At 64.4% G+C, this 26,746-nt stretch carries 21 protein-coding genes; 9 read left to right on the top strand and 12 right to left on the bottom strand.

The features are described 5' to 3' along the window. Positions 1–55 precede the first annotated feature (55 nt). Entirely contained in the window at positions 56–211 is a 156-nt protein-coding gene (locus G3446_RS20390) for a transcription termination/antitermination NusG family protein (protein WP_164454749.1), read from the bottom strand. Between the two features lie 4 nt (positions 212–215). Next, positions 216–575: a MarR family EPS-associated transcriptional regulator gene (locus G3446_RS20385; RefSeq protein ID WP_164454748.1), complete on the bottom strand. Its 360-nt coding sequence runs from the start codon at positions 573–575 to the stop codon at positions 216–218. 332 nt (positions 576–907) lie between these two features. Here G3446_RS20385 and xrtD point away from each other — a divergent pair, with 332 nt between their 5' ends. Both xrtD and G3446_RS20375 read left to right on the top strand, forming a co-directional pair. Beyond that, positions 908–2,506: a VPLPA-CTERM-specific exosortase XrtD gene (xrtD, locus tag G3446_RS20380; RefSeq protein ID WP_164454747.1), complete on the top strand. Its 1,599-nt coding sequence runs from the start codon at positions 908–910 to the stop codon at positions 2,504–2,506. Positions 2,507–2,755: 249 nt separating this feature from the next. Next, on the top strand, positions 2,756–3,436 hold the full coding sequence (locus G3446_RS20375; protein ID WP_164454746.1) for a YiaD family glycine zipper/OmpA-like lipoprotein: 681 nt from the start codon (positions 2,756–2,758) through the stop codon (positions 3,434–3,436). Between the two features lie 240 nt (positions 3,437–3,676). Here G3446_RS20375 and cydX read toward each other — a convergent pair whose 3' ends face one another. The 6 genes from cydX to G3446_RS20345 all read right to left on the bottom strand — a co-directional run bounded on the left by cydX (position 3,677) and on the right by G3446_RS20345 (position 8,800). Then, on the bottom strand, positions 3,677–3,787 hold the full coding sequence (cydX, locus tag G3446_RS20370) for a cytochrome bd-I oxidase subunit CydX (protein ID WP_164454745.1): 111 nt from the start codon (positions 3,785–3,787) through the stop codon (positions 3,677–3,679). An 80-nt stretch (positions 3,788–3,867) separates the two neighbouring features. Further along, positions 3,868–5,010 carry a cytochrome d ubiquinol oxidase subunit II gene (gene cydB / locus G3446_RS20365; RefSeq protein ID WP_164454744.1) on the bottom strand — a complete coding sequence of 381 codons (1,143 nt, stop codon included), beginning with the start codon at positions 5,008–5,010 and terminating at the stop codon, positions 3,868–3,870. Positions 5,011–5,024: 14 nt separating this feature from the next. Beyond that, a complete protein-coding gene (locus G3446_RS20360; RefSeq protein WP_164454743.1) occupies positions 5,025–6,629 on the bottom strand; it encodes a cytochrome ubiquinol oxidase subunit I in 1,605 nt (534 codons plus the stop codon). Between the two features lie 323 nt (positions 6,630–6,952). Beyond that, positions 6,953–7,330, bottom strand: coding sequence for a NifB/NifX family molybdenum-iron cluster-binding protein (locus G3446_RS20355; protein ID WP_164454742.1), 378 nt, complete (start codon positions 7,328–7,330; stop codon positions 6,953–6,955). 48 nt (positions 7,331–7,378) lie between these two features. Then, on the bottom strand, positions 7,379–7,786 hold the full coding sequence (locus tag G3446_RS20350; protein ID WP_164454741.1) for a DUF6858 family protein: 408 nt from the start codon (positions 7,784–7,786) through the stop codon (positions 7,379–7,381). Between the two features lie 306 nt (positions 7,787–8,092). Beyond that, positions 8,093–8,800 carry a Crp/Fnr family transcriptional regulator gene (locus G3446_RS20345; protein ID WP_164454740.1) on the bottom strand — a complete coding sequence of 236 codons (708 nt, stop codon included), beginning with the start codon at positions 8,798–8,800 and terminating at the stop codon, positions 8,093–8,095. A 209-nt stretch (positions 8,801–9,009) separates the two neighbouring features. Between G3446_RS20345 and G3446_RS20340 the strand changes: the two genes are divergently transcribed. From G3446_RS20340 to soeC, 7 genes are all read left to right on the top strand, one after another. Continuing rightward, the gene (locus tag G3446_RS20340) at positions 9,010–10,914 is read left to right on the top strand and encodes an ATP-binding cassette domain-containing protein (RefSeq protein WP_164454739.1); all 1,905 of its coding nucleotides are present in this window, start codon (positions 9,010–9,012) and stop codon (positions 10,912–10,914) included. Between the two features lie 138 nt (positions 10,915–11,052). Then, positions 11,053–11,904 (top strand): ATPase, encoded by an 852-nt coding sequence (locus G3446_RS20335; protein WP_164454738.1) that lies wholly within the window; start codon positions 11,053–11,055, stop codon positions 11,902–11,904. Positions 11,905–11,952: 48 nt separating this feature from the next. Beyond that, entirely contained in the window at positions 11,953–13,023 is a 1,071-nt protein-coding gene (gene metA, locus G3446_RS20330) for a homoserine O-succinyltransferase MetA (protein ID WP_164454737.1), read from the top strand. A 624-nt stretch (positions 13,024–13,647) separates the two neighbouring features. Further along, positions 13,648–13,923 (top strand): hypothetical protein, encoded by a 276-nt coding sequence (locus tag G3446_RS20325; protein WP_164454736.1) that lies wholly within the window; start codon positions 13,648–13,650, stop codon positions 13,921–13,923. A gap of 244 nt (positions 13,924–14,167) precedes the next feature. Continuing rightward, entirely contained in the window at positions 14,168–17,065 is a 2,898-nt protein-coding gene (soeA, locus tag G3446_RS20320) for a sulfite dehydrogenase subunit SoeA (protein ID WP_164454735.1), read from the top strand. 85 nt (positions 17,066–17,150) lie between these two features. Beyond that, positions 17,151–17,873: a sulfite dehydrogenase subunit SoeB gene (gene soeB, locus G3446_RS20315; RefSeq protein ID WP_164454734.1), complete on the top strand. Its 723-nt coding sequence runs from the start codon at positions 17,151–17,153 to the stop codon at positions 17,871–17,873. Between the two features lie 111 nt (positions 17,874–17,984). Continuing rightward, on the top strand, positions 17,985–18,959 hold the full coding sequence (gene soeC / locus G3446_RS20310; protein WP_164454733.1) for a sulfite dehydrogenase subunit SoeC: 975 nt from the start codon (positions 17,985–17,987) through the stop codon (positions 18,957–18,959). Positions 18,960–19,412: 453 nt separating this feature from the next. Here soeC and G3446_RS20305 read toward each other — a convergent pair whose 3' ends face one another. From G3446_RS20305 to G3446_RS20290, 4 genes are all read right to left on the bottom strand, one after another. Beyond that, a complete protein-coding gene (locus G3446_RS20305; RefSeq protein WP_164454732.1) occupies positions 19,413–20,771 on the bottom strand; it encodes a TIGR02679 family protein in 1,359 nt (452 codons plus the stop codon). After that, positions 20,746–24,906 (bottom strand): TIGR02680 family protein, encoded by a 4,161-nt coding sequence (locus tag G3446_RS20300; protein WP_164454731.1) that lies wholly within the window; start codon positions 24,904–24,906, stop codon positions 20,746–20,748. The genes G3446_RS20305 and G3446_RS20300 overlap by 26 nt, the downstream gene beginning before the upstream one ends. Positions 24,907–25,133: 227 nt before the next feature. After that, positions 25,134–26,153, bottom strand: coding sequence for an Rpn family recombination-promoting nuclease/putative transposase (locus tag G3446_RS20295; protein ID WP_164454730.1), 1,020 nt, complete (start codon positions 26,151–26,153; stop codon positions 25,134–25,136). Positions 26,154–26,251: 98 nt separating this feature from the next. Next, on the bottom strand, positions 26,252–26,746 hold a 495-nt coding region (locus G3446_RS20290; protein ID WP_483414737.1), incomplete at its 5' end, for an RpnC/YadD family protein.

The following is a 26,746-nucleotide window of genomic DNA, read 5'->3' as shown; positions in this document are numbered from 1 at the left end:
AGGGAGGCCCACCCCTCTCCCTCATGCAAAATGACTATTTAAAGGGGAAAATCCATCAGGGACGGTGGCCAGGCTCATCTCTCCAGGCTCCGCGACGCTTGGCGACACGGATGTAGAGAGGAAGGTAGGTCTCGAAGGCCTGGCGTTGCAGATTGGCGTCCGCGAGCGCTTCCTGGCGCGGCTTGGTGTGGATCAGGTACCAGGCTTTCATGGTCTCAGCTGTCGTGATCGGGGCTTGTCGTCCGTTGTGCAGCCGGCAGTTGTGCTACCTCCGCGCGCAGCCGCTCGATCTCTTGCTCGAGGGCCTCGAGCTCGGCGGTCTTGCGCTTCAAGAAGCGGACGGCGATCGTGGCTTTGCGCTCGAGGCCTTGCGGCGTCAGCAGGTAGGCGTAGGCGAGCTTGTTGCGGCTGTTTCTGAAGTTTTCCATCTTGACCCAGCCACGCTCGAGGAGTGCCTTGATGCAGTCGTTCGCCTTGCCCAAACTCACGCCCAACGCCTTGGATAGCTTCCGTTGGCTGATATTGGGCCGCTCCTGCAACAGTTTGAGCAGCTTGTAGTGGATGTCGTCGGTCAATCCAGAGGCACCGAGTCGTCATCAGGCACGCTACCGCCATGCCGAGCGCGCGGAGCGCGTCGGGAGGCGTTCAATCTGTGAGCGCCCGTAAAGAGCCAAAAGCCCGGACTGTCAATGCCTTTAATTGGGTTAGGCAGGAAGCGGTCCGGCGTCGAGATGCATCTAGGCCAGGGAAAGCGTATTGCAAGGCCTGGGGAGCTCGACTTCGTCGCTCGACTGCTGGAAGAGCCGCCCAAGCGGCATCAGCCGGGCACGGTGCGCTGTTTGCGCGGCTCCGCGTTATCATGTCAGCATCTCCGAGATAATACCCCTCCGCACGAGTGGGTGTCCTCATGATCCAAGCCGCATGGAGTCACGAGATGCAGCCGCCTTTGACCACGCGTTGGGCGGGCCATATCTGGCCCTGGGGGTTCCTGGCCGCCGCCATCGGACTCCTGCTCCTGATCTTCTCGACGGGCTTGACCGGCATGGTCGGAGCCTGGGGCAGCGAGGAGTATAGCCACGGCTATATGCTGCCGGTCGTGGCGGCTTTCCTCGTCTGGCAGCGATCCTCTTTGCTCGCACAAACGCCGTTCCAGCCCAGCGTGCCGGGCGTGCTGTTGACGGTTTTCGGGCTCTTCCTGTACGTCTCCGGGGAGCTTGGAACGCTCTATACGGTCATCCAATACGGCTTCCTGGTGGCGCTCGGCGGCGTGCTGCTCTCCTGGATGGGCTGGAAGGCCTTTCGGATCATACTGCCCGCATATCTGCTGCTGTTCTTTGCGGTCCCGCTACCCAATTTTCTTTACAACAATCTTTCATCCCAACTTCAGCTGATCTCATCGCAGCTGGGGGTCTCCTTCATCCGGCTGTTCAGCATCCCGGTCTTTCTCGAAGGCAATGTGATCGACCTGGGCAACTACCAGCTTCAGGTGGTCGAGGCCTGCAGCGGGCTGCGCTATCTCTTCCCGCTGTCTGCCTTGGGATTCATCGCGGCGGTTCTGTTCAAAGGGGCCTTCTGGAAGAAGGTCGTGCTCTTTCTATCGACGCTGCCGATTACTGTCCTGATGAACAGCTTCCGGATCGGCGTGATTGGGATCCTCGTCCACTACCAGGGCATCGGCATGGCCGAAGGCTTTCTACACAACTTCGAGGGCTGGATCGTCTTCATGGCCTGCGCCGCGCTGCTCGTGCTCGAGATGTGGCTGCTGGCCAAGATCGGCCCGGACCGCACGTCCTTCAGCGAGGCCTTTGCGATCGATGGACCGGTGCCTGTGCCGGCCGCGGCCAGAGTGGAGCATCGTCGTCTGCCTTGGTCCTTCTATGTCGTGCTTCCAATGTTGGTCGTGGCTGCCGTTGTTTCGCAGGTCCTTCCGGAGCGTGAAGATATTGCGCCTCAACGTCCGGAGCTGGTGTTCTTCCCGGATGACATCGGTGAGTGGCACGGGACGCGCGGCCGGCTGGAGCAGATCTATATCGATGCGCTGAAGTTCGACGATTATCTACTGGCGGACTATCGCGATCAGGCGGGGGACTCTGTCAATCTTTACGTGGCGTACTATGCGTCACAGCGCAAGGGCGCTTCGGTGCACTCGCCCAAAAGCTGTTTACCGGGCGGCGGCTGGCGGATCAAGGACTTCTCTCAGCGCGAGATCCCGGGGCCGGGTGTCGGCGGGCAGCCGCTGCGGGTGAACCGGTCGCTGATCCAGATGGGGGATGAGCGGTTGCTGGTCTATTACTGGTTCCAGCAGCGGGGGCGGGTGATGACGAATGAGTATCTGGTGAAGTGGTTCCTGTTCTGGGATGCGCTGACGCGGAATCGGACGGACGGGGCCTTGGTGCGGCTGACGATTGCGGCGCCGCGTGGCGATGATCTGGCGGAGAAGGACGCGCTGTTGTCGGGGTTTGCGAACTTGATCCAGCCTTCGTTGCGGCGGTTTGTTCCTGAGTGAGGTTCTGTCGGCTTTTCGTCCACCCTACTTGTGCGGCGGTCCAACTGACGGCCAAGGTCTTGGCTTGGTCGGTTGCTGGGGTTACTGGCTTCGGTCGGCGGGCCTGGTTTCGCGTTCTCCGCTATCAAGCATTCGGATATCTTGCTCAGGACGTCTTTGGCCGCCATTGTGTGCCCGGGCGGTGCCTTTGAGGACCGCCAAGATGTGGCCGATGCTACAACGATCTCTTCGACACCATGAGGAATCTAGATGACTCCAGTTTTCGCGAGAACGACTTTGGCTGCCGCGATGGTTGCGGTGCTGGTATCAGGATGTGCTTCGGACGGATCCGGGATGACGGAGACCGGGAAGGGGGCGGCCGTGGGGACGGCGACCGGCGCGGCGGCTGGGGCGCTGATTGGCTCGCTGAGCGCAGATGCGGGTAAGGGGGCGCTGATCGGGGCTGTCGGTGGCGCGCTGGTTGGGAGCATGGTTGGCGCTTACATGGAGGAGCAGCGCCAGAACTTCGAGAAGGTGCTGGCGCCTGAGATTGCGAGCGGGGCAATCATTGTTCAGAAGCTGCCTGATCATCAGATCGTCGTGCGGATGACAGGTGCAACGGCCTTCGGGGTGGATTCCGACCAGATCCAGCCGGCCTTTTACAGTACGCTGGATAAGATTGCGACCGTCGTTAACAAGTACGGCAAGACCCAGTTGGCGGTCTCCGGGCATACGGACAACACGGGCTCGGCCGAGTACAACCAGCAGCTGTCGGAGCGGCGTGCGGCCTCGGTGGAGCGGTACTTGGAGAACGGCGGCGTTCTGCCTCAGCGGATCTATTCGGCGGGGTATGGGATGTCTCAGCCTGTCGCGTCCAATGAGACCGAGGCTGGGCGGAGGCTTAACCGGCGTGTTGACATCTTGATTATGCCGATTACGGAGGAGAGCTAGCGACGGGGGCGAGGATCCCTTTGACGACGACCGTTTTGGCGAGTTGTGTCTCGTGCGACCACAGGCGGTAGGGTTGGCGAGTGCGGCGCAGCGTTTGGTGGACTTCGCTCTCGCTCGTCCACCCTACGAGTCTGGTCCACCCTAGGGGCCGGTGTTGTAACGTCGGTCGTCTTTTCAGTGCTGGAAACGAAAAACGCGGCCGTTGGCCGCGTTTTTCGTTTCTTGGGGGCTGGTGTCAGCTCAGTTGTCGTCGGTGCTGCCCATGCATTGCTCGGACTCGTACCACATCACGTTGATGATGCCGAAGGCTAGGGCTAGGAGGACGCCGAGTATCCAGGAGAAGTACCACATGGCTCACCTCTATCTCTGCTGTTTGATCGGTGTGCTGATCGGCCGTCGTGGCCGATCAGCACTCGGGCTGGTTATCGGCCTCAGTAAGCCAAATGGTCCTGGGCCTCGATCTCTTCGACGGTGATGCGCCGCCACATCTTGGAATAGGTCCAGGTGGTGTAGGCGATGATCAAGGGGACGAAGATGACGGCGGCCCAGAACATCACGGTCAGCGTGAGGTGGCTGGAGACGGCGTCCCAGGCGATGAGGCTGCTGTTGGGATTGGTGCTCGACGGCATGATGAAGGGAAACATGGCGGCGCCGGCCGTCATGATTACGCCGGTCAGGCCGACGCTGCTTGCGACCAGGCCCCAGCCCGCGCGATCCGACATCGAGGCCAGGACGGCCAGCCCCATGCCGGCAAAGCCGAGCAGTGGGAACAAGAGCGTCCAGGGATAGGCGCCGTAGTTGGCTAGCCAGGCGCCGGATTCGCGCACGACCTCTTTGGTCAGGGGGTTCGGGATGGCGTCGAGTGCCGGCATGGCGACCACGCGGTAGCCATCGATCCCGAAGCTCAGCCAGACGCCCGCGATGGCGAAGGCGACGATGGTCACCAGGCCTGCCTTCTTGGCCATACCCTTGGCGCGGCTCGCGATCGGCTCTGCCGTGCGCACCTGTAGCCAGATGGCGCCGTGCATGACCAGCATCCCGAGGCTGATGACGCCGGCGAGCAGCGCGAAGGGGTTCAGCAGCCCGAAGAAGCTGCCGCTGTAGTAGGGGCGCAGTAGGTCGTCGAGATGGAAAGGAACGCCTTGCAGGAGGTTGCCGAAGGCGATGCCGAATACCAGCGCGGGGACCGCGCCGCCGACGAAGAGCCCCCAGTCCCAGGCGTTGCGCCAGCGCGGATCCGCGATCTTGCTCCGGTAGTCGAATCCGACCGGCCGGAAGAAGAGCGCGAAGAGCGCGAGCAGCATGGCGAAGTAGAAGCCGGAAAAGGCCGACGCGTAAACCAGCGGCCAGGCGGCGAAGATGGCCCCGCCCGCCGTGATCAGCCAGACCTGGTTGCCGTCCCAGTGCGGTCCGACGGTGTTGATGATGACGCGGCGCTCACCGTCGGTTTTGCCGAGGAAGGGGAGTAGGGCGCCGACACCCATATCGAGTCCGTCGGTGACGGCAAAGCCGATGAAGAGCACACCGACGAGCGCCCACCAGATGAATTTCAGGGTTTCATAATCCAGGATCATGATGTTCCTCCCGCCTACTCGACCGGTTTCTGTGGCGCCGTCGCGGGTGTCGCTCCGCCGGCGGTATCGGGACTGCGCTCACCATGATAGCGACCTGTATGCAGCGAGCTTGGGCCTAGGCGCGCGAACTTGAACATCAGGTACATCTCGATAACGAACAGCAGTGTGTAGAAGAGAATGAAACCGGAGAGGCTGATGATCAGATCGTTCGCGGTCAGGCTCGAGGCAGCGATGCTGGTCGGCAGGACCTCACCGATCGCCCAGGGCTGTCTGCCGAATTCCGCGACGAACCAGCCCGTCTCTGCGGCTATCCAGGGGACTGGAATGCTGAAGAGGAAGAGGCGCAACAGCCAGCGCTTCTGGTGAATGACACGGCGGGCGTTGTAATAGAAGCCGAGGACGAGCAGGATGAGCATCCAGACGCCGGCTCCGACCATCACGCGGAAGGTCCAGAAGAGTGGGGCGACCTCAGGAATGGAGTCTTGGACCGCCATTTGGATCTGCTCTTCGGTGGCCTCGGCTGGGTTCTCCGTATAGCGCTTGAGCAGCAAACCATAGCCTAGGTCGTCTTTGTGCTCTTCGAAGACAGCGCGGTTGTCGTCGGTATCTTCGCCACCCCGCAGACGCGTGAGATACGCGTAGGCGATCATGCCGCTGCGGATTCGGATCTCGTGCTCGCGCATCAGCTCTTTCAGGCCGACCACCTCTTCGTCGAGGGAGCGGGTGGCGATCAGGCCGAGCAGCCAGGGTACCTTGATGGCGTTGCGGGTCTCCTGATCTTCGTTGCTGGGCTCTCCGTAGATGGTGAAGGCGGCGGGAGCTGGCTCGGTCTCCCATTCGGCCTCGATCGCGGCGAGCTTGACGCGCTGGACGTCGCCGACCTCGTAGCCGGATTCGTCGCCGAGCAGGATGACGGATAGGATGGAGGCGAGGCCGAAGCCGACGGCGACGGAGAAGGATCGCTTGGCAAATGCCAAATCCCGGCCTTTGAGCATGTACCAGGCACTGATGCCCAGGACGAACATCGCCGCCGTGACGTAGCCCGCGGCAACCGTATGGACGAACTTCACTTGAGCAACTGGGTTCAGCAGCAGCTCCGTGAAGCTGGTCATCTCCATGCGCATCGTTTCATAGCTGAACTCGGAGCCGACGGGGTTTTGCATCCAGCCGTTGGCGATCAGGATCCACAGCGCGGAGAGGTTAGAGCCGAGCGCGGTCAGGAAGGTGACCGTCAGGTGCTGGCGTTTGGAGAGTCGCTCCCAACCAAGGAAGAAGAGACCGATGAAGGTCGACTCCAGGAAGAAGGCCATGAGCCCCTCGATGGCGAGCGGCGCCCCGAAGACGTCGCCGACATAGTGGCTGTAGTAGGCCCAGTTCGTCCCGAACTGGAACTCCATGGTCAGACCTGTGGTGACGCCGAGGGCGAAGTTGATGCCGAACAACTTGCCCCAGAACTTGGTCATGTCCCGGTAGATCTCGCGACCGGTCATGACGTAGACGCTCTCCATGATCACCAGGATCCAGGAAAGGCCCAAAGTCAGAGGAACGAAGAGGAAGTGGTACATCGCCGTGATGGCGAACTGCCATCGCGAGAGTTCGATCATGGAGCTGTCGAGCATGAGCAATTCTCCTTGGACCCGCGCCGGAGCGGTGCGGATGGTTGAGAGCTTGGCGTCAGTCGTGCCCGAGTCGACGTCTTCCTTGAGTCGGGCTGTATAGCCGACCCACGCCGGTCAGGAGACTAGACCAGAATCGTCTCGAGGGGAATGATATCGCGCAACCATCTGATCTCGTTGTTTTTTATGAGGGTATTAAGGCAATATGCCGGGGCCCTGGCGCCATTGAACGGCGTGCCACATGCGCCGTGGGACCGAGGCGTCCTCGAGCTCAGCACCGGCGATTCGATCCGCGCAGATGCGCGAGCTCAAGCCGTGGCGGCGCCTCAGTCGAGCGTGACGCGGGTCGGGCTATGGTCGTCTGTGTGAGCGGCCGCCGCCGGAAGGGGGCGGCCGGCGGCGAGGTCTTGGGCTGCGGTCGTGGGGTCTGTCGCGCTCGTGGCGTGGACCGCGATGCCCTGGCGAGCCATGCGTGCGACGAAGCCTTGGCCGGCGCTTTGGGTGATGACTGCATCCAATGCCTTGGTGAACAGCGGGTGATCATCGCCATGGTAGTCGTGGAGCGACATTTGCGCGGGCAGATCGAGGCGCTCGACCTCGACCGCGGGCTGGCTTCCGTCGCACTCCAGGATGATGAATCTTCGTGTCTTTCCCGCATGGCCGGTGATGGTGCGGAAGTTCTGGCTGGTGACTGCGATGCGCATGGGCTCTCAGCTGGTGCTCCGGTTGATTAGGGGCGCGCTATTCTCCGCTCAGGCGGCCTGGGTCTCCAAGTTGCGAACCCCCGCGGCCCAGTCCTCCATGGCTGCGTTGGCCACCGGCATTGGGGTTTCCATGAAGCTGATCACGAAGCCGGCGTCTGTCTCGGCGACGCCGATGGAGCGCGGGCGGCAGGCGAGCAGCTCTGGCTTGGGCAGGGAAATGCCGAAACAGAAGACGACATTCTTGGCCGCGCGGATCTCCTCGCCGATATGGCCTTCGGGAAGCTGCTGCGTGTGACTGTAGTGATCGAACTCGGTGATGAGCACGGCCGAGCGGTGCGCCTCGATGCAGGCGCGAAAATAGCCGCAGATGGCGTCGACCGAGTCGAAGGTGGTCTCCTCGCGGCCGATCTCGAGCGAGTAGATGGGATAGTCCGTGGCTGAAAGGCTTTGCTTCATGATGGCTCCATCGACGGTGATCGCTGTCGGGGTTGGGCGGGGGACATGCTGGAAGGGTCCCTGGAGCCTTAGGGCGGGACGGCGTCTGGCTCGTCGAGTGGTGCGCTATGTTGGTGTCCACTCGGCTCGACGGCGTCCACTGCCTGTGCTGCACTGCGGCCCCGGTAACCTGATGACGCGCAGATTACGGGCCGCGTTTCCCAAACGGCATTGAAAACGGTCAACGCCGCCGCGCCGGTCGGCCGGCGGATCGCACGGATGGTCGTCGCGCTTGATGGGTGCGCCGCCCGGGCAGGGCGAGCAGTGTCAATCCTCCGCGATACGCCGCAGATTGGGGATGTCCAGGAGGAAGAGGTTGGGCGCCGTTTCGACCAGGAAGCCTTGGCGCCTGAGCTCGGCGATGGTCCGGCTCGTCGTTTCCGTGGTCACGCCCAGCATGGCGCCCATGTCCTCGCGGCTGAAGAGCTGGCATTCGCTCGTCTCGCGGTCGCGGACCAAGCGCAGCAGCAGTCGCGCGACGCGCTGCCGCGCCGAGCCCGTCGAGAGCTCAGTCAGCCAAGCGTCCGCCTCCGTGAGCGCGCGCTGCCAGCGCGCCATGAGCTCGCGATGCAGTCCTGGGTTCGCCTGTCCGAGCTCACGCACCAGCCGTGCCGGAAATCGGCAGACTTCCGTAGGCTGCAGGGCGACCGCGTCGTGGTGGTAGTCGTCCTCGAGCAGGGCCTCGAGGCCAATCACGTCGGTGGCGCGCGAAATCCGAACGATACGCTGGCTGCCGTCCGGCAGGTATTGAACCAGCTTCAGAGCCCCCGTGCGGACCGTGAACATATAGTCGCCGCGATCCCCGGCGTGATAGAGGTTGGCCCCTGGCTTGAGGCTGAATTGGTCGATGGGCTCATGAACCTGCTCGAAGTCCGCTTGCTCCAGACCGGAGAAGAGGACGGAGGTCCGCAGCGAGCAGTTCAGGCAGTTCGCTTCGCCTGACCAGGCTTCCTTCAAAGAAACTGTTCTTGTCATTGGTGTCGACGGAATTCTAAGCCAAGTGAGCGAAATGGGCGCACAAAGTTACAATGGTAGCTTAAGTTGGCCGCCATGGGCGCCTCGGCAGATGTCATTGAAGAAGCGCAACGGCAGAGGTCGCCAAGTTAGGTTGCGAGCGATGTCCCGGCGAGCCGTTTCGGTCGAGCCAGCCCAGTGAATCGACCTTTGATCGAACAGGAAATTCCATGACGCTCCTCAGTCTCGACGCGATCACGCTCTCTTACGGTCTTCCGCCCTTGCTCGAGGAGGTCTCCTTCGGCATCGAGCGGGGAGAGCGCATCTGTCTGATCGGGCGAAACGGGGCGGGCAAGTCGACCCTACTGCGCATCATCGTCGGCGAGGTGCAGCCCGACGGCGGCCAGCTGCGTGCCGCCCAGGAGATCAAGATTGCGCATCTGACCCAGGAAATCCCCCGCGATACGGCGGCGTCCGTCTTCGAGGTCGTCGCTTCGGGGCTGGGCGAGCTGGGGGCGCTGGCTCAGGAGTATTTCAGTCTCTCGCACCATCTCGGCGCCGAGCCGTCGGAGCAGGTGCTGAGCCGGCTCGCCCGCATCCAGCAGGCGCTCGAGGAGCGTGGTGGCTGGGAGATCGAGCAGCGCACCGAGCGTGTCATCTCGCGTCTCGGGCTGGATGCGGAGGCGCGCTTCGAGGCGCTCTCGGGCGGCATGCAGCGGCGCGTGCTGCTGGCGCGGGCCTTGGTGACCGAGCCCGATCTGCTGCTGCTCGACGAGCCCACCAACCACCTGGATATCGAGGCCATCGATTGGCTCGAGGAGTTTCTGATCGGGTTTCCCGGGGCCATCCTCTTCGTGACCCACGATCGGCGGTTCCTGCAGCGCGTGGCGACCCGCATCCTGGAGCTCGACCGTGGCCGCGTCACCGACTGGCCCGGGGATTACGCCAACTATCTGCGCCGCCGCGAGGAGCGGCTGCACGCGGAGGCGCAGGCAGCCGCCCATTTCGATCGCAAGCTGGCGGAGGAGGAAGTCTGGATCCGTCAGGGGATCAAGGCGCGCCGTACGCGCAACGAGGGGCGTGTCCGCGCGCTCGAGGCGATGCGCGACGAGCGCCTTGAGCGGCGCGAGCTGCAGGGGTCCGCGCGCTTGCGGATGACCGAGGCCGATCGCTCGGGCAAGCTGGTTGCCGAAGCCGAGGGCGTCAGCTACGCCTGGGGCGAGCGGGTCATCGTGCGCGATTTGAGCACCCTGATCCTGCGTGGCGACAAGATTGGGATCATTGGCCCCAATGGGGCGGGGAAGAGCACCCTGCTCCAGCTCCTGCTGGGCGATCTCGAGCCGCAGCAAGGCCAGATTCGGCGCGGCTCCAATCTCCAGGTGGCCTACTTCGACCAGATGCGCGTGCAGCTCGATCCGGAGAAGAGCGTCCAGGACAATGTGGCGGAGGGCAGTGATCAGATCGAGATCCAGGGCGCGAGCCGCCACGTGCTTTCTTACCTCAAGGGCTTTCTCTTCACGCCCGAGCGGGCGCGCCAGCCGGTCAAGGCGCTCTCGGGTGGCGAGCGCAATCGCCTCTTGCTCGCGAAGCTCTTCACGCGGCCGGCGAATCTGCTGGTCCTCGACGAGCCCACCAACGACCTGGATACCGAGACCCTCGAGCTGCTGGAGGAGCTCTTGGCCCAGTTCGGCGGCACGCTGCTGCTGGTCAGTCACGACCGGGCGCTGCTCGACAACGTCGTTACCAGTACCTTGGTCTTCGAGGGCGATGGGCGCGTGAGCGAGTATGTCGGCGGTTACGAAGACTGGCTGCGGCAGCGTCCCGCGCCTGTCGCTCAGCCGGCAGCGGAGAAGCCCAAGCAGGCTGGCGCTGAGGTGGACAAGAAAAGCGGCGCCAAGCCGAAGGCCGCGAGCGCAAAGCTCAGCTACAAGGAGACCCGTGAGCTTGCGGAGCTGCCCGCGCGTATCGAGGCGCTGGAGCAGGAGCAGTCCGAGCTGCATGCACGGATGGCGGATCCCACCCTCTATCAGAGCCAGGGCAGCGACGTCGCCAAGCTCAGGACGCGGCTCGAGGAAGTGGACGCCGCACTCGAGGAGGCATTCGCGCGCTGGGAGGCGCTCGATGCCAGGGCATAGCCTGGCCGGCTCGCCTGCCTTGACCATGGCCAGGCGCCTGCCTGCTGGATTACCATCCCGGCTTTGTCTCGGACGCGGCTGTCAGCGCCTAGCCGCAGGCGATCGGCCGAGCGCACTCACCCCGCTGGAGCGTCATCCTTGAAATTCACCGTCGACGAGTTCCGTGCCTGGAAGCACAAGTGTGTCACGCTGCTCGGTATGTCCGGGGTCGGCAAGACCTACCTCTCCGCGACCTTGAGACGCAGCGACTGGTTCCATTACTCGGGCGACTACCGCATCGGGACGCGCTACCTCGACGAGCCCATCCTGGATCTCATCAAGGCGCGCGCGATGCGCGAGCCTTTTCTGCGCGAGCTCCTGAGGCGTGATTGGATTGCCATTCGCAACAACATCAAGGTGACGGATCTCGGGCCGGTGCTGAGCTTCATCGGCAAGCTCGGGAACCCTGAGCTTGGCGGGCTGCCGCTCGAGGAGTTCAGTCGCCGCCAGTCGCTCTACCGGGAGGCGGAGATTGCGGCCATGCTGGATCTGCCCGATTTCGTCCGCAAGGCGCAGGACATCTACAGCTATGCGCATCTCGTGAACGACGTCGGCGGCAGTCTTTGCGAGCTCGATGAGCCCAGCGTCATCGACATGCTGGCCGCTCACAGCCTCATCCTCTACATCCGGGTGCCTGAGGCCGATGAGATCAAACTGATCCAGCGCGCCCAGGCCGATCCCAAGCCGCTGTACTACAGGCCGGATTTCTTGCGTGCCGCCGTGAAGGACTATTTGGAGCTGCGCGAGCTGGACTATGCCGCGCAGATCGACCCGGATGACTTCACGCGCTGGGTCTTCCCTCGTCTCTTCCACTCCCGGGTGCCACGCTATGAGGCCATCGCTCGGCCCTATGGCTATACGGTTTCTTCCGAGGACGTGGCCCGTGTCCGTGACGAGGCCGATTTTCTCGCTCTGATCGAATCGGCCATCGCTCGCTCCGGCGAGGGATGAGCCCGCTCGGCCTCAGTCTTGGAACAGCAGTAAGATCGTCAGTGTCCAATGCCCATCGTCGCCCATAACGCGCTACCAACCTTCTCTCGGCTCAAGCAGGAAGGGCAGCAGATCCTAGATCCGCACCAGGCCCTGCACCAGGATATCCGCGAGCTGCATATCGGCTTGCTCAACATGATGCCGGACGCGGCGCTCGCGGCGACCGAGCGCCAATTCTTCCGGCTGATCGGGCAGAGCAATCAGATCGCGCAGTTCTACGTGCATCCATTCACGCTCGACGCCCTCAAGCGGAGTCGCGACGCGCGCGCCCACATCGACAGCTACTACGAGCCCTTCGAGCGCATTCGCGAGGAAGGCCTGGATGCGCTCATCATTACGGGGGCCAATGTCACTGGTCCAGACCTCTCCGCCGAGCCCTTCTGGGAGCCGCTCATCGAGGTCGTCGATTGGGCCTATGACAACGTCTGCTCCACACTCTGCTCATGTCTGGCGACGCACGCCGTGCTCGAGTTCAGGTATGGCCAGCGCCGCCGGCCTCTCCCGGAAAAGCGCTGGGGCGTCTTTCCGCACCACGTGGTCGACCGTTCTCATCCGCTGGTCGCGAACGTCAATACCCGCTTCGACGTCCCGCACTCGCGCTTCAACGACATCAGCCGTGAGCAGTTCGTCTCTGCCGGACTCAAGGTGCTCGCCGAGAGCGACGCCGCTGGCGTGCATCTCGCCGTAAGTCCGGACGGCTTTCGTCAAGTGTTCTTTCAGGGCCATCCGGAGTACGACACCATTTCCCTGCTCAAGGAATACAAGCGCGAGGTCAAGCGCTTCGCCACCGGGGCGCGTCCCGATTATCCGCCGTTCCCGGAGAGCTATTTCGGTCTCCAGTCGCGCGCCATCCTCGACGAGCATCGCGCGCGGGCTCAGGCGGTCCTCGAGCATGGCCAAGAGGTCCCGGGATTTCCTGAGCCGCACCTCCTGGCCGGCCTCCACAACACCTGGCACGACACGGCCGAAGGTGTGGTCGGCAACTGGATGGGCCTCATCTACTGCGTCACCAACAACGACCGCAAGCTTGCCTTCATGTCTGGTGTGGATCCTGACGATCCACTGAATCTCGGCGTCTGATCCCAGCCTTCTGTTTGTCGTCGTCGACCGATCGGCTGCGGGGCAGGGCGGTCTCTTCCCCTCCGGCGGCTGAATGCGTCCGGAGCCCATAACCGCGGCAAAATCATTGCTGGCCGCCTTCGCCATCTTGATGCCAGCGCAACTCGCGCGGCTGGGCGCTTTGCCTAGATCCCCGGGCGAGGTCCGTCGTCCGTTGGGGGGGGGTATCCGGCCGCAATAGCGTGCGATGCGCCACATTTCTTGCCGATCGCCCGAGCTAGTCTTTAGAGGTGAGGCCTGTTCGAGGGGCTTGAGACAGCGCGATGAGGCAGGAATGCCGTCAGCTTGTTGCGAAAATGGTACGGTTTGCGTGGTGGTCAAGGTCGGTTGAGCCGTTCGTTGCTAGATTGTTCAAACAAAGTGAATGCCTTGTTTTTCGCAGCTCCTGAGGATTCGGTCACTTGTTGCTTGTTGCATTTTTGTACTAGACTGAAAGCGTGAGATGCGGCATGCAGCTTATTTGAGACAGTGCTGTTGCGCTGCTGACTCGGCAAGCGGTCTTGATGGGCACCTCGGACGTCACCTTCGGGCGGAATAGACGTCACATGATTCCGGATTCAATTACAGATTTAGCGAAGGCCAGCCATGTTCGAACCAACCGAAAATGCGATCCGCTACAAGTGGGATCCTTTGACATCAACAGGTTACAAATTGCGCTTCGACGCGGAAGGGGCAGCCAAGGGTGGGCACTGCTGCTTCCACGTCGAAGACTGGAACTGCCGCACCGTCACCAACGAGTGGCCATGCGAAGACTTGGATGAGGCCCTAGGGGTTCTCAATCACTTCTTCACGGTCGATATCAAGCAGGAGCGCGAGCGTCTCAGCGCCTGGCTTCCGGTCCAGTATCGCGCCGCCGCTTGACCCTCGTCCCGGGCGCTCCGATCTTGGGGGCGCCGCCGGATGGAGGCACCTGAGCGCGAGAGGCTGTTTTCGGCCTCTCGCGTTTTTGCGTGCGCGTCTATAAATATCGCCGATCGGTATGCGACAGCCGTCCTCCGGGTGTTGCTTTCTTCAATCCCGAGTATTGGTAAAGGTTTGAAAGAAAGCGCGCCCGAATATTAGAATGCTCGGATTGTTTTGCCCCGACTCCGCCAAAGGTGCCCCCATGCAGGACCCAGTTAGCTACTCGGACAAAGACGTCGGTCGCGTCGAGGTCAAGGAGACGACCTGCTACATGTGCGCGTGCCGCTGCGGCATCCGCGTGCATCTGCGCGATGGGGAGGTGCGGTACATCGACGGCAATCCGAATCACCCGCTGAACAAGGGCGTGATCTGCGCCAAGGGCAGCTCGGGCATCATGAAGCAGTACTCGCCGGCCCGGCTGACCAAGCCGCTGCGGCGTAAGGCGGGGGCGGAGCGCGGTGAAAGCGCCTTCGAGGAGATCTCCTGGGACGAGGCCTTCGCGATGCTTGAGGAGCGTCTCGGCAAGCTGCGCGCCGAGGATCCGAAGAAGTTCGCCCTCTTCACCGGTCGCGACCAGATGCAGGCCCTGACCGGGATGTTCGCCAAGCAGTTCGGGACGCCGAACTATGCCGCCCACGGCGGCTTCTGCTCGGTGAACATGGCCGCTGGGCTCATCTATACCATCGGTGGGTCCTTCTGGGAGTTCGGTGGCCCGGATCTGGAGCGCGCCAAGCTCTTCGTCATGATCGGCACCGCCGAGGATCACCACTCCAATCCGCTCAAGATCGAGCTCTCCGAGTTCAAGCGTCGCGGCGGTCGGTTCATCTCCATCAATCCCGTCCGCACCGGCTATTCGGCGATCGCGGACGAGTGGGTGCCCATCAAGCCGGGCACGGACGGCGCGCTGCTGCTCGCGATCACGCACGAGATCATCAAGCTCGGTCTCTTCGATCGCGAGTTCCTGGTCCAGTACACCAATTCTGCCGAGCTCGTCGTCGACGATCCAAACCGTGACGACTATGGTCTCTTCTACCGCGCCGAGATGCATGTGGAGGAGGGCTGTTTCGACCCGCAGAACAAGCTGTGGTGGGAGCGCGAGCTCGACGGTCCCATCAGCACCCACACGCCTGGCGCCGATCCGCGCCTCATGGGCTCCTACACCCTTGAGGACGGCACCCCCGTCAAGCCGGCGTTCCAGCTGCTGAAGGAGCGACTCGAGCAATACACCCCTGAGTGGGCGGCCCCCATCACGGGTATCCCGGCCGACACCATTCGTCGTCTCGCCCACGAGATGGGCGTCACGGCGCGCGATCAGAAGATCGAGCTCCCCATCAAGTGGACCGACTGCTGGGACAACGAGCACGAGTCGGTGGTCGGCAACCCGGTGGCATTTCATTCCATGCGTGGTCTGGCGGCGCACTCGAACGGCTTCCAGAGCATTCGTGCCCTCGGCATCCTCATGACGGTGCTGGGCACCATAGACCGCCCGGGCGGTTTTCGACACAAGGCGCCCTTCCCGCGTCCGATCCCGCCCTGTCCGAAGCCGCCGCATGGCCCCGAGGCCGTGCAGCCGAACACCCCGCTGGACGGGATGCCGCTCGGCTGGCCCGCCAAGCCGGAGGACCTCTTCGTCGATGACGACGGCGAGCCGGTGCGCATCGACAAGGCCTTCTCCTGGGAGTACCCGCTCTCCGTCCACGGTCTGATGCACAACGTCATCACCAATGCCTGGCGCGGCGATCCCTATCCGATCGACACCTTGCTGCTGTTCATGGCCAACATGGCCTGGAACTCGACCATGAATACCAGCGAAGTGCGCAAGATGCTGGTCGACAAGCAGCCGAATGGGGACTACAAGATCCCCTTCCTGGTGGTGTGCGACACCTTCGCCTCCGAGACCGTGGCCTTCGCCGACTTGGTGCTGCCGGATACCAGCTATCTGGAGCGCCATGACGTCATGTCGATGCTGGATCGTCCGATCTCGGAATACGACGGGCCCGTGGACGCCGTGCGTGTGCCCATCATTCCACCCAAGGGTGAGTGCAAGCCCTTCCAGGACGTCCTCATCGAGCTGGGGTCCAGGCTCAAGCTGCCCGCCTTCACCAAGGAGGACGGCAGCCGCAAGTACCGCGATTATCCGGATTTCGTCGTCAACTACGAGACCTCGCCCGGCTCGGGGATCGGCTTCTTGGCCGGCTGGCGCGGGAAGAGCGGCGACAAGGTCCTCAAGGGCGAGCCGAATCCGCGTCAGTGGGAGATGTATGCCCAGAATGGCTGCGTTTACCACCATGAGCTGCCACGCAGCTACCAGTACATGCGCAACTGGAACAAGGGCTATCTGCACTGGGCCCGCGCGCACGGCATGATTCGCTATGCCGAGCCCATCACCCTGCACCTCTACTCCGAGGTGCTGCAGCGCTTCCGCCTGGCCGCCCAGGGCAAGCGGCCCGGTCGCCAGCCGCCGGAGCGCCTGCGCGAGCGTGTCGAGACTCACTTCGACCCCTTGCCCTTCTACCATGATCCGCTCGAGTCCCAGCTGGTGGACACGCGCCGCTATCCGCTCAATGCGCTGACGCAGCGCCCGATGGCCATGTACCACAGCTGGGATAGCCAGAACGCCTGGCTGCGCCAGATCCACAGCCACAACTACCTCTACCTCAGCCCCAAGATCGGTCTCGCGAACGGCTTCGATGACGGCGACTGGGTCTGGGTCGAGTCGCCGCACGGCAAGGTGCGCTGTATGTGCCGCTTCTCCGAGGCCGTCGAGCCGGGCACGGTCTGGACCTGGAACGCCATCGGCAAGGCATCGGGTGCTTGGGGCCTCAGTGCCAATGCGGACGAGTCGCGCAAGGGCTTCCTGCTCAATCACGTGATTGCCGAGGAGCTGCCGCCGCACGAGGCCGGCGAGCATCTGTCGAACGCGGATCCCGTGACCGGGCAGGCCGCTTGGTTCGACGTGCGGGTACGCGTCTACAAGGCCGACGACAAGGAGCCGAAGATGTCGGCGCCGCAGTTCGCTCCCATGCCGCGCCTGCCCGGGCAGGAGAAGAAGCGCGGCAGATGGCAGTCGTTCGTGGCTGGCGTATTCACCAAGAAATGAACCTCCAACGACCGGCCCGCGGCCTCCCGTCACCGGCGGGACTCTGTTTCGTGGTGGCTGGATGCTGGTGGCTGGAGGCTAAGCAATGACTCAACTCGCTCTCGTCATCGATCTCAATGTGTGCGTCGGCTGTCACGCCTGCGTGACCTCCTGCAAGGAGTGGAATACGTCTGGCTGGGCCGGTCCCCTGGTGGACCAGAACCCCTATGACGCCTCGCCGACCGGGACCTTTTTCAACCGCGTCCAGACCTTCGAGGTCGGAACCTATCCAAATACCGAGACGGTCCATTTCCCGAAGAGCTGCCTGCACTGCGAGGAGCCGCCCTGCGTGCCGGTCTGTCCGACCGGGGCTTCTTACAAGCGGCCAGACAACGGCATCGTCCTGGTCGACTATGACAAGTGCATCGGCTGCAAATACTGCTCTTGGGCCTGCCCCTATGGGGCACGCGAGGTCGACGAGGAGCAGAAGGTGATGAAGAAATGCACGCTGTGCATCGACCGCATCACCGACGCCAAGCTGCCCGAGCGCGATCGCAAGCCTTCGTGCGTGCTAGCCTGTCCGACGAGCGCGCGGCTCTTCGGCGATGTGCACGACCCTGATTCGGAGGTTTCTGTGGCCATTCGCGAGCGCGGCGGCTACCAGCTGATGCCTGAGTGGGGAACCAAGCCGGCGAACCATTATCTGCCGCGCCAGAAGACGCGGATGCACATCGATCTGGACGAGCTCACCCGGGTCGACAATCCGCTGCGGAAAGAGGATCTCACCACCTACACGGGTGAGGAGACATTGGACGACGTGGCTTGGTAAGCCAAGCGGACACTGAGCAGTGGACGGTGGACAGCCCTCGGACACTGATCCACTGACCGCTGACTCCATCTCGAGCGCCCCAGAGATCCAGTACGCCCAGGACCAAATCCCATGCATCCAGCTTTTTCAGTCATCTTCCTAACCACGCTCATCGGTGCCGGTCAAGGCCTCTACTTGGCGATGGTCACTGGCCAGCTTTATTCCATCCCGCGCTTCGTGGAGGCGCAGGGGGATCGATTCTATGCAGTCGGAAGCCTGGTGGCGCTCTTGTTCCTGATCGCCGGCCTGGTCGCTTCCTTCTTCCATTTGGGGCGGCCTGAGCGGGCCTGGCGCGCCGCAGCCAAGTGGCGCACTTCATGGCTCTCGCGCGAGGTCATCGTCCTGCCCATCGTCATGGCTTTGGTGCTCGCCTACGGCCTGGCGCACTGGATGGTGTGGACGGATCCGCTGTTTGAGATCGGCGCCCTCAAGGTGGATGTGACGCTCCTGCTCGGCGTCGTCGGCACCTTGGCGAGTCTGGCGCTCTTCGTCTGCACCGCCATGATCTACGCCGACGTCAAGTTTCTGCAGGAGTGGCACACGCCCCTGACGGTGTTCAATTTCACCTTTTTCGGCGCCGCATCCGGCTTCATGCTGGCCGCCGCCTACTCCGCCTATTTGGGCAACCCGCTGGTGAGCTTCTACGGGACCTGGGCGGTGATCCTGACCTTTGCCGCCTTGGGATCGCGCCTGGCGCATCTCTACCGCAATGCCCACATCAAGCGGAAAAGCACGGTTCAAACGGCCATTGGTGTGCGCCACAACACGCTCGTTCAGCGCACGCAGGGCGCGACCGGCGGGAGCTTCAACACGCGCGAGTTCTTCCATGGACGCAGCCAGCGGTTCGTTCAGAACGTCCGCTATCTGTTCCTGATCCTCGTCTTTCCGTTGCCCGTGCTGTTGATCGGTGCTTCCTACGTGGCCGAGTCCCCCAATCTCCCGATCCTCGCCTTCGTTGTGCAGTACGTTGGCCTGCTGGCCGAGCGCTGGACCTTTTTCGCCGAGGCCCAGCATCCGCAGAACATCTACTATCAGTCGGTTGCCTGATCTGGCAATTTGAGGCGCGAAGGACGCGACGAAAAAGACAGTCTGGCAGTGTGCATTCGGGCTTCGGCCGGTCGTCCCCAGTAGGGCGGACAAGCGCAGCGCAGTCCGCCAACGCCGGCGCGGAATTCGGTGGACTTCGCTCGGCTCGTCCACCCTACTGCCCTGATCTGGCAACTTGAGGCGCAAGGGACGCGACGAAGCAGACAGTCTGGCCGATGTGCATTCGGGCTTCGGCCAGTCGTCTCCTGTAGGGCGGACAAGCACAGCGCAGTCCGCCAACCTCGACGCGGGATTCGGTGGACTTCGCTCTGGAGACTGTGAAGAAATTCTGCGTAGGTTGGGCTGAGGTACGAAGCCCAACATGGCGGCTAGCCTAACGCTCTGATTGTTGGGCCTCCTGCGTCGGCCCAACCTACAGCAATCTGCGATCTTCGCGGTGCGCTTGGATTACTCTCACAGTCTCTCTGGCTTGTCCACCCTGGCTCCTAGGAAGCTGTCCGCCGTAAACTGGACGCGCTCTTCAGGCTCACCCCCTTCTCTATCACTGCCGTAGCTGGTCTCGCACTCGGCTCGGGAATCCAAGTCCGCTAGGAGGTCCCGGATCACGCGCTCCTCTTCAATGATTTGCCCCCGGGCCTGCATGACCCGGCTGAGCTCAGGGTCCCATTCGGCGATGACCGGTCCCTCGGTCAAGGGCTTGCCCGAATCGATTGTCTCCAGATAATCCGCGACGCCCATGCGCCAAGGGGCCGCTCCGTGCCGGCTCATGATGCCGTTGGCGATGCGGATGCCGGGCCAGTCGAAGTCGCCGTGGTACCTGAGCGGAACTCCGACGGCCGCGAGCTGGGTCAGCAGGGTGGTGACCGCCGCGCTGGGCTGGCCACGGGTGCAGATCAAAGGGGTGCAATCCGGACCCAGGGCATTCGCGGCCTCGGCGACGACGGCCGGGTTCTCGCAGATGGAGACGGGGATCGCGCTCGCGGTCCAGGTCGGCGGATCTCTCAGGAGCTGCCGTAGGGTGAGGTAGATGGGCTCGCCGCTGATGGCGGCGGCCGCGACGATGGATGCTGTCGTGCCGCTACCCTCGACGCCTAGATTCAATGCCAGGACGCTGCTCGTGATGCCGCCGCCGACCAGGATGCCGACGGACGCCCAAAGCGCGTCGCTAGAGTCTGTCTGATCGTCGACGCAGAGCGCGCGCTTGACCAGGGTGGCGACAGGCCGGCCCTCGTCCAGGGCGTGGGCGTCGCCGAGACACTCGGCCGCCAGCGTGCTCAGGGTCATGCCGCGCTGCGGGAGGCGTCCGAGAACGTCCAGGGCCTGACCTAGCAGCGTCTCGGCCCGGACGGAGTCCGGGCCGGCCAGCCGCTTCAAAAGGCCCTCGCGCTCCAGGGTCGCCAGCCAGGTGGCCGCACCCAGTCGCTCCGCTTCCGCACCCTGGCTGTCGAAGACGCGCCGCCACGCTCGCGCCCGCTCATCGCGCTCCGCGCCCAGATTGCGGAGCGGTCCACCCAGGCTCTCCATGGCCGTGCGCAGGTCAGGCGCCAGACCGGCACGCTTCAGAGTGTCCTCCAACTGGCTCAAGGGGAGAGTGAGGCGCGCGCCCGTGCTGGGTCTGCGCCCGAGCAGCTCATCCAGCGCCCGGCGCTCCTGCTCGCTCGGATCGGCGATGGAGACCCGCTCCGCGCCCCCGCGCTCCAATGCGACGCGGACCGCCTGCATGATGCGCGCGAGCTCCGGGCAATCCAGCAGCGAGCGAAGCCGCTGCAAGTCGACCTCAGGATGCTCAGAAGAGGCTTTGCTGCGGGTCATCGTCATCCTGCCCCGCGAGGGCCGCTTCCTCCGCGACTGGTGCCGTCATGGGCGGTGGCTCGTCTGGACGGCGTTGGGAGCCGTCCCAGGTCCAACGGGAGAGATAGACGGCGTCGATGCCCTCGTGGCGGACGAGCTGGGCGATGGCCAGACCCGGCACCTCGGCGTAGCAGCCCCATTCGCGCTCGCTGGTCAGCATGAAGTCGAGATCGAACTGGGCCATGAGCCCGAGACACTTGGCGCGCGAGTCGTCGTCGATGCCGGCGAAGGCCTCGTCGAGCATGACCAGGCGTGGGGCCTCCGGCGCGGCGCCGCCGTAGTGGCTGGAGGCGGCGGCGAATAGCGGCAGGGTCACCACCAGGGCGCGCTCTCCGCCGGAGGCGGGTCCATAGGCGGGACGCCAGCGGCCGCCCTGCCAGCGCTCGACGGTGAATCTGTGCCAGCGGCGGTAGTCGAGCGCATGGGCCAAATGCTGGATCAGGGTGCCGCCGTCGTCGGACTGGCGGACCTCGTCGATACGCCGCTGCAGGAAGTCGCCGACCGCGCTGCGGTCCTCGCCGGACCAGGCGGCGACGGTCTGGCGCAGCAGCCGCTTGCGGGCCTCCGCGAGACCGGCCGGCGCCGCGCCGGACGCCTCGTCCAGTGGCACCCAGGCCAGGCGCAGCTTCATGCCTGTGCTGGTGGGGCGGTGCTCCAGCTCCTGGTTGATGCGCTCCACCATACGCTCGCCGTCGCCGATGAGCTGTTGCAGGTGGGTGGCGACATCGCTCATCAGATGGGCCTCGAGCAGCTCGCGCTCCTTGGCGTCGAGCAGGGCCTTGCGCTCGGCGACCTCGGCGTCCAGGCTCTCGGCCAGCTCATCCGGGCCGCAGGGGCGGGATTGGAAGATGACGCGCACCAGCAGCAGCTCACCGTCCTGCTCGATGTGGGCGGAATGGTTGTAGCGCGACAGGGTTTGCTGCAGGGGCTGGAAGCGGTCGTAGAGCCCCTGCTGGTGACGGCGCCAGGCGATGTCGTCATGCTCGACGTTGCTCAGGCTCTGCTCCATCTGCCGGGCCAGGCGTACCGCCGGGTCCACCGGCCATGGGGTATCGCGCTCAGGGGCATCCAGCGCCGGGGTGGCGATCCGCAAGAGACCGATCTGGGTGAAGTCGGCCAGGACGTCGATGGCGGCGCGGCGCTCCTGCTCCTTCTGCTGCAGGCTTATGGTGAGACTGGCATGGCGCTCGGAGAAGCGGCTGGCCTCCGCGATGGCCGCGGCGTGCTTGTTGCGATTCTCGACATGCTGCGTCTCGAGATCCTCGATATGCGCTTCAGTCTCGCGGATCCGCCGCTGCAGCTGCTCGACGCCTGCGCCGAGGGTTTCCTTCAGGGTGTGCCAGATCTCCTCGGCCTCGCGCTGACCGGCCTTGGCCCGGTCCAGGGCGTCGCGCTGCTCGGCGCGGCGCTCGGCCAGCTCGGCGACCTGCTCGGCCAATTCGCGGGCTCGCTGCAGCCGCTCCCAATGGTGGCGCAGACTGGGCCAGAAGCCGGCCGCGAGCTTCTCATACTGGATCAAGGCCGCGTCGACCGTGTCGAGACCGGCCGCATCCGCGGGCAGGTCCAGGTCGAGCGCGCCCTTGTCACGCGCATCCCGGCAGCGCTCGCTCGCCGCCTTGCTCTGCTCCAGGACCCGGGTGAAGTGCTCGACCGCGTCCCGGCTCCTCGCCAGGCGCTCGCGCAGGTCGTCATGGCGCTGGTGGGCCGCACGCAGGGCTCGGTCGCTTGGAAGGGCTTGCCATTCGCGCTCCAGGACCCGCAAGCGGTCATCCAGTCGCTCGATGTCCTCGTCCAAGGCCTGGATCTGCGCTTGCAGCTCCTCCAAGGCCTCGGCGATCTCCCCCAGGCGACGCCGCCGGGCCGCTTCCCGCGCCGCATGACCGATATAGGCCGGCTCGGACTTGCCCCAGGCGCCGGATGCCGGGCCGAGACGCCAGCGTCCCTCCGCGTCGACCCAGGCCGAATGCGCCTGCTCGCCCCAGCCGATGCAGGAGAGGATGCCGGCCAGCGTTTGCGGCTCGACCCGGCTCGCGGCGGCGTCCTTGGGGTCGATGGCGATCCGGAGGACGTCCAGCAGATTCCTGGCGACCGCTGTGCTCGGCCGAAGCATTCGGTCCCAGGTCGTGTCGTTCCATAGCGTCCCGTCGGGTATGACCCAGGCATCCAGCAGACCGCTGGACTCCAGGGCGGCCTCGAGCCCGGCCCGCTCGGTCGCGGAGAGGCCGTCTTCGAAGTCGACGAGCTGCCACAGTGGCGCACCCGCCAGGTCCTGACGCGCCTCCGGGCTGCGGGTATAGGGGATCGGCGGCTCGGCAAGCTCGCCCTGCTCGATGCGGCTTCTCTCCTCTTCGAGCGCGGTGACGGCCGCTTGGGCCTCGGCACGGGTGCGCTCGACCGCCTCCTTCGCGCTGCGCAAGGCGTCCCGCGCGGCGTTGTAGCTTTGCAGCAGGGCATGCTGCGCTGGATTCTCACCGGACAGCGACTGGCACCAATCCTGAAGCTCGGCGAGCAAGGCCTCCGGGTCCTCCTGCCGCAGCTCGCGATTGGTCTCCAGGGCATGACGCAGGGCGGACACCAGGGTCGCCCCCTCCTCATCGAGCGCATCGGCGGCCCGGGCACGCGCCTGGTCCAGCTGCTCCATGGCCTTGATGGCCTCTTCGCGGCGCTCCCGGTCCCGACCTTCCCGTTGCTCGGCCTCTTGCAGGGCTCGAATGAGCCGACGCGCTTGCGCGATGGCGTGGGTACGACGCTGCACCTGAGCCTGGGTGGCCTCGGCGGCCCGGTCGATCGCCGGATCCGCGCCGGATCTTGGGGCCGGTCCACCATCGGGCAGCTCCAAGGGGGCGAGCGCCGCTTCGTGGGCATTGGCGATCCCAGCGGTGCGCGCCGGCTCCAGCCAGGCGCTCAAGGCGCGCATCCGCGCCGCGCTCTCCTGGGCGCAGCGCTGCCTGTCCTCGGCGAGGCGTGCCTCCTGGCGATTGATGTCGGCGACGAGGTGCGCGAGCCTGTCCTTCAGGGTCTGGCAGATCCCGCGGCGCTCCGCAGCGCGTGCCTCGGCCTCCTTGAGCCGGTTGGCGTCGCGCATCTCGGGGCTGTCGCGCAGGGTCTGCAGCTCGATGCGGCTCTGTCCGAGCTTGCGGTCGAGGAATCCCTGTCGCCGCTCCTCGAAGTCCCTGGCCGCTTCGGCCGCGCTCAGGGCCTGGGCGGTCTCGCGCAGCTCGGCGCCGACCCTTTCCCAGGCACTCTGCGCCTGGTGCACGTCTTGTGCCCGGCGCCGCGCGGCCACGGCACAATAGCCGCGGTAATGGCGCAGGAACTCGCCCACGGCGGCGCGGGCCTCGTTGAGCCCGTCGAGCGTGCTGCGCTCCTCCTCGAGGTTGCGGAAGGCGTCCGCCACGTCGTTGAGCACGGCCTGATCCAAGGGCGGCAGTGCCTCGGTCAAGGCGGAGGACAAGGCCCTCTCGTCCGGACGCTTGGAGAGCTGGGGCTGGCGCAGCTGGATCAGCAGATTGAGCAGGGCCTCGAAGCGATGATGGCCGAGCCGGAAGAGCCGCTCGTCGACCCGGGCGCGGTACTGGGCCGAGCTGGTATGCAGCTCCCCCCGATCGCCCAGCGCCTCGAGCAGCCGGTCCCTCGACAGGGCGCGGCCGTTGCCGTCCACCAGCCTCAGGTCGCGGCGCACGCGCTGGGGGGTGATGAAGAACCAGCGCTCCGGCGCGCCGCGACCGGCGACGGCGCGCATGCCGCAGCCCAGGGTGCAGAACTCGGGCGTGCCATTGTCTTCCCGCCCGAATTCCATCCAGACATAGCCCAGACGCTCCTGATACTGACCGCCGAGCAGCAGGTTCCACTCCATGCGCTTGCCCGGATCGCCGTCCGGCTCGACGCGCGAGGGGATCAGCTGCCCGTCCAGCAGAAAGGGCAGCGTCATGGCCAGGACCTTGGACTTGCCCGTCCCGTTATTGCCGCGCAGCAGCAGGTTGCCGTCCCTGAGCCAGATCTCCTCGTCGTCGTAGTAGAAGAGGTCGACCAGGCCCAGACGCAATGGCTGCCAGCGGGGGCGCAGGGGCAAGGGGGCGTCGTGGATGTCGGTCATCGATTTCGAGGAGCGCTTGTTCCGTCTTCGGCATGACCCAGCATCTCCCCAGCTGCATTGAGCACATGGGCCGGCACAGCGTCTCGCGCGCTCTTGGCGCAAAGACGCCGCTCGAAGTCCGAGCGACATGAGCCGGTTGTGGTGTCTTTGGGCGAGCAGCCACCAATCATGCGGCGCAATACGCTATCGCTATGACGCCCTACGCGGACTTGAGCCTGGGCCGATCTTCACGTCGGCTCCTCGAGCACCTCTTCCAAGGTGTCGCGGTCCAAAACGCGATCGGCCCAAAACTCTAGCTCGGACTCGCCGGCTTGGTCGAGGCGCGCCTCAGCCCAGGCAGGCAGGACACCAAAGCGCCGGACCAACTGCCGGCGCAGCAGCCTTGCCCCTCCCTGGGACAGCCCCTGCTCAAGGCCTTCCTTAAGGCCTTCCTTAAGGCCTTCCTCAAGCCCTTCCTTAAGGCCTTCCTCAAGCCCTTGTTGCTTCCACTCCTCGGTCCAGGTCTTAACCCGTTCGGCCAACATGGCACGCATCTCCTGAAGATCATTGACGTTCGGTAGCTCGGCGCCTGGAACCCGTGCCGGTAACAGCACGCGCTTGAGCCAGACCACAAAGGCACGGCGCAGGCTGTCCTGCTCGGGGGCGGCCAGCCAATCGATCAGACTCGCCAGCACCCGCTCGATATCCTCCGGGCGGCGACTGTTCTCGAGTCGGAACAGGGCGGCGGCGATATTGCGTTGTCCCGCCATCGGGGTGTCCGCGAGCCGTTGCTCGTCCAGCAGCAGATAGCGGATCCGCGGCTGCCAGCGCCGCAGCTGCTCGGGCAGGTTCGGCTCGATCAGGTCATCGAGACTCGTCTTGGCCCACCAGGACTTCTCGCCATTGTAGAGGACGATGGGCAGGACCGGCGGCAGCGGACTCCCGGCCGGAATCTCGCCGGCGGCGGCCAAACCCTGATAGAGCAGTCCGACATAGGTCAAGAGCCGCACCGCCATGAAGCGATCGACCGTCGACTGAAACTCCAGCAGCAGATAGACGTAAACCCAGCGATCGCCCCAGCGCAGCCGCCAGATCATGTCGTCCTCGCGCTCGCGCAGGTCGTGGCTGATGCCGAGCTCGCTGACACGCTGCAGGGTGGTGAAGTCCAACTGCTCGACCCAGTCCTCCTGCACAAAGCCACGGATCAGGTCCGCCACCAGGTCGCGGTGCGAGAACAGGAGCTTGTAGGACGGATCGTGATCGGCCATCAGGGACGAGCGGGCGGTTATCGGCGTGATGAAACCATACCGGAATCACACCGAGATGAGAGCGATCGCGCGACGCGGACTTGAGCCTGGCCCGATCCTCAAATCGGCTCCTTGAGCACCTCTTCCAAGGTGTCGCGGTCCAAAACGCGATCGGCCCAAAACTCCAGCTCGGCCTCGCCGGCTTGTTCGAGGCGCGCCTCGGCCCAGGCAGGCAGGACACCAAAGCGTCGGATCAACAACCGACGCAGCAGTCTCGCCTCACCGCGGTAGACGCCCTGCTTAAGCCCTTTCTCAAGCCCTTCCTCAAGCCCTTGTTGCTTCCACTCCTCGGTCCAGGTCTTTACGCGTTCGGCCAACATGGCACGCATCTCCTGAAGATCATTGACGTTTGGTAGCTCGGCGCCTGGAACCCGTGCCGGTAACAGCACGCGCTTGAGCCAGACCACGAAGGCGCGGCGCAGGCTGTCCTGCTCGGGGGCGGCCAGCCACTCGATCAGACTCGCCAGCACCCGCTCGATATCCTCCGGGCGGCGACTGTTCTCGAGTCGGAACAGGGCGGCGGCGATATTGCGTTGTCCCGCCATCGGGGTGTC

Origin of the sequence: Thiorhodococcus minor, assembly GCF_010820565.1 — a bacterium.
GTDB classification, from domain to species: domain Bacteria; phylum Pseudomonadota; class Gammaproteobacteria; order Chromatiales; family Chromatiaceae; genus Thiorhodococcus; species Thiorhodococcus minor.
The sequence above is the reverse complement of the archived record's forward strand: the minus strand, read 5'-3'. Positions and strand labels throughout refer to the sequence as shown.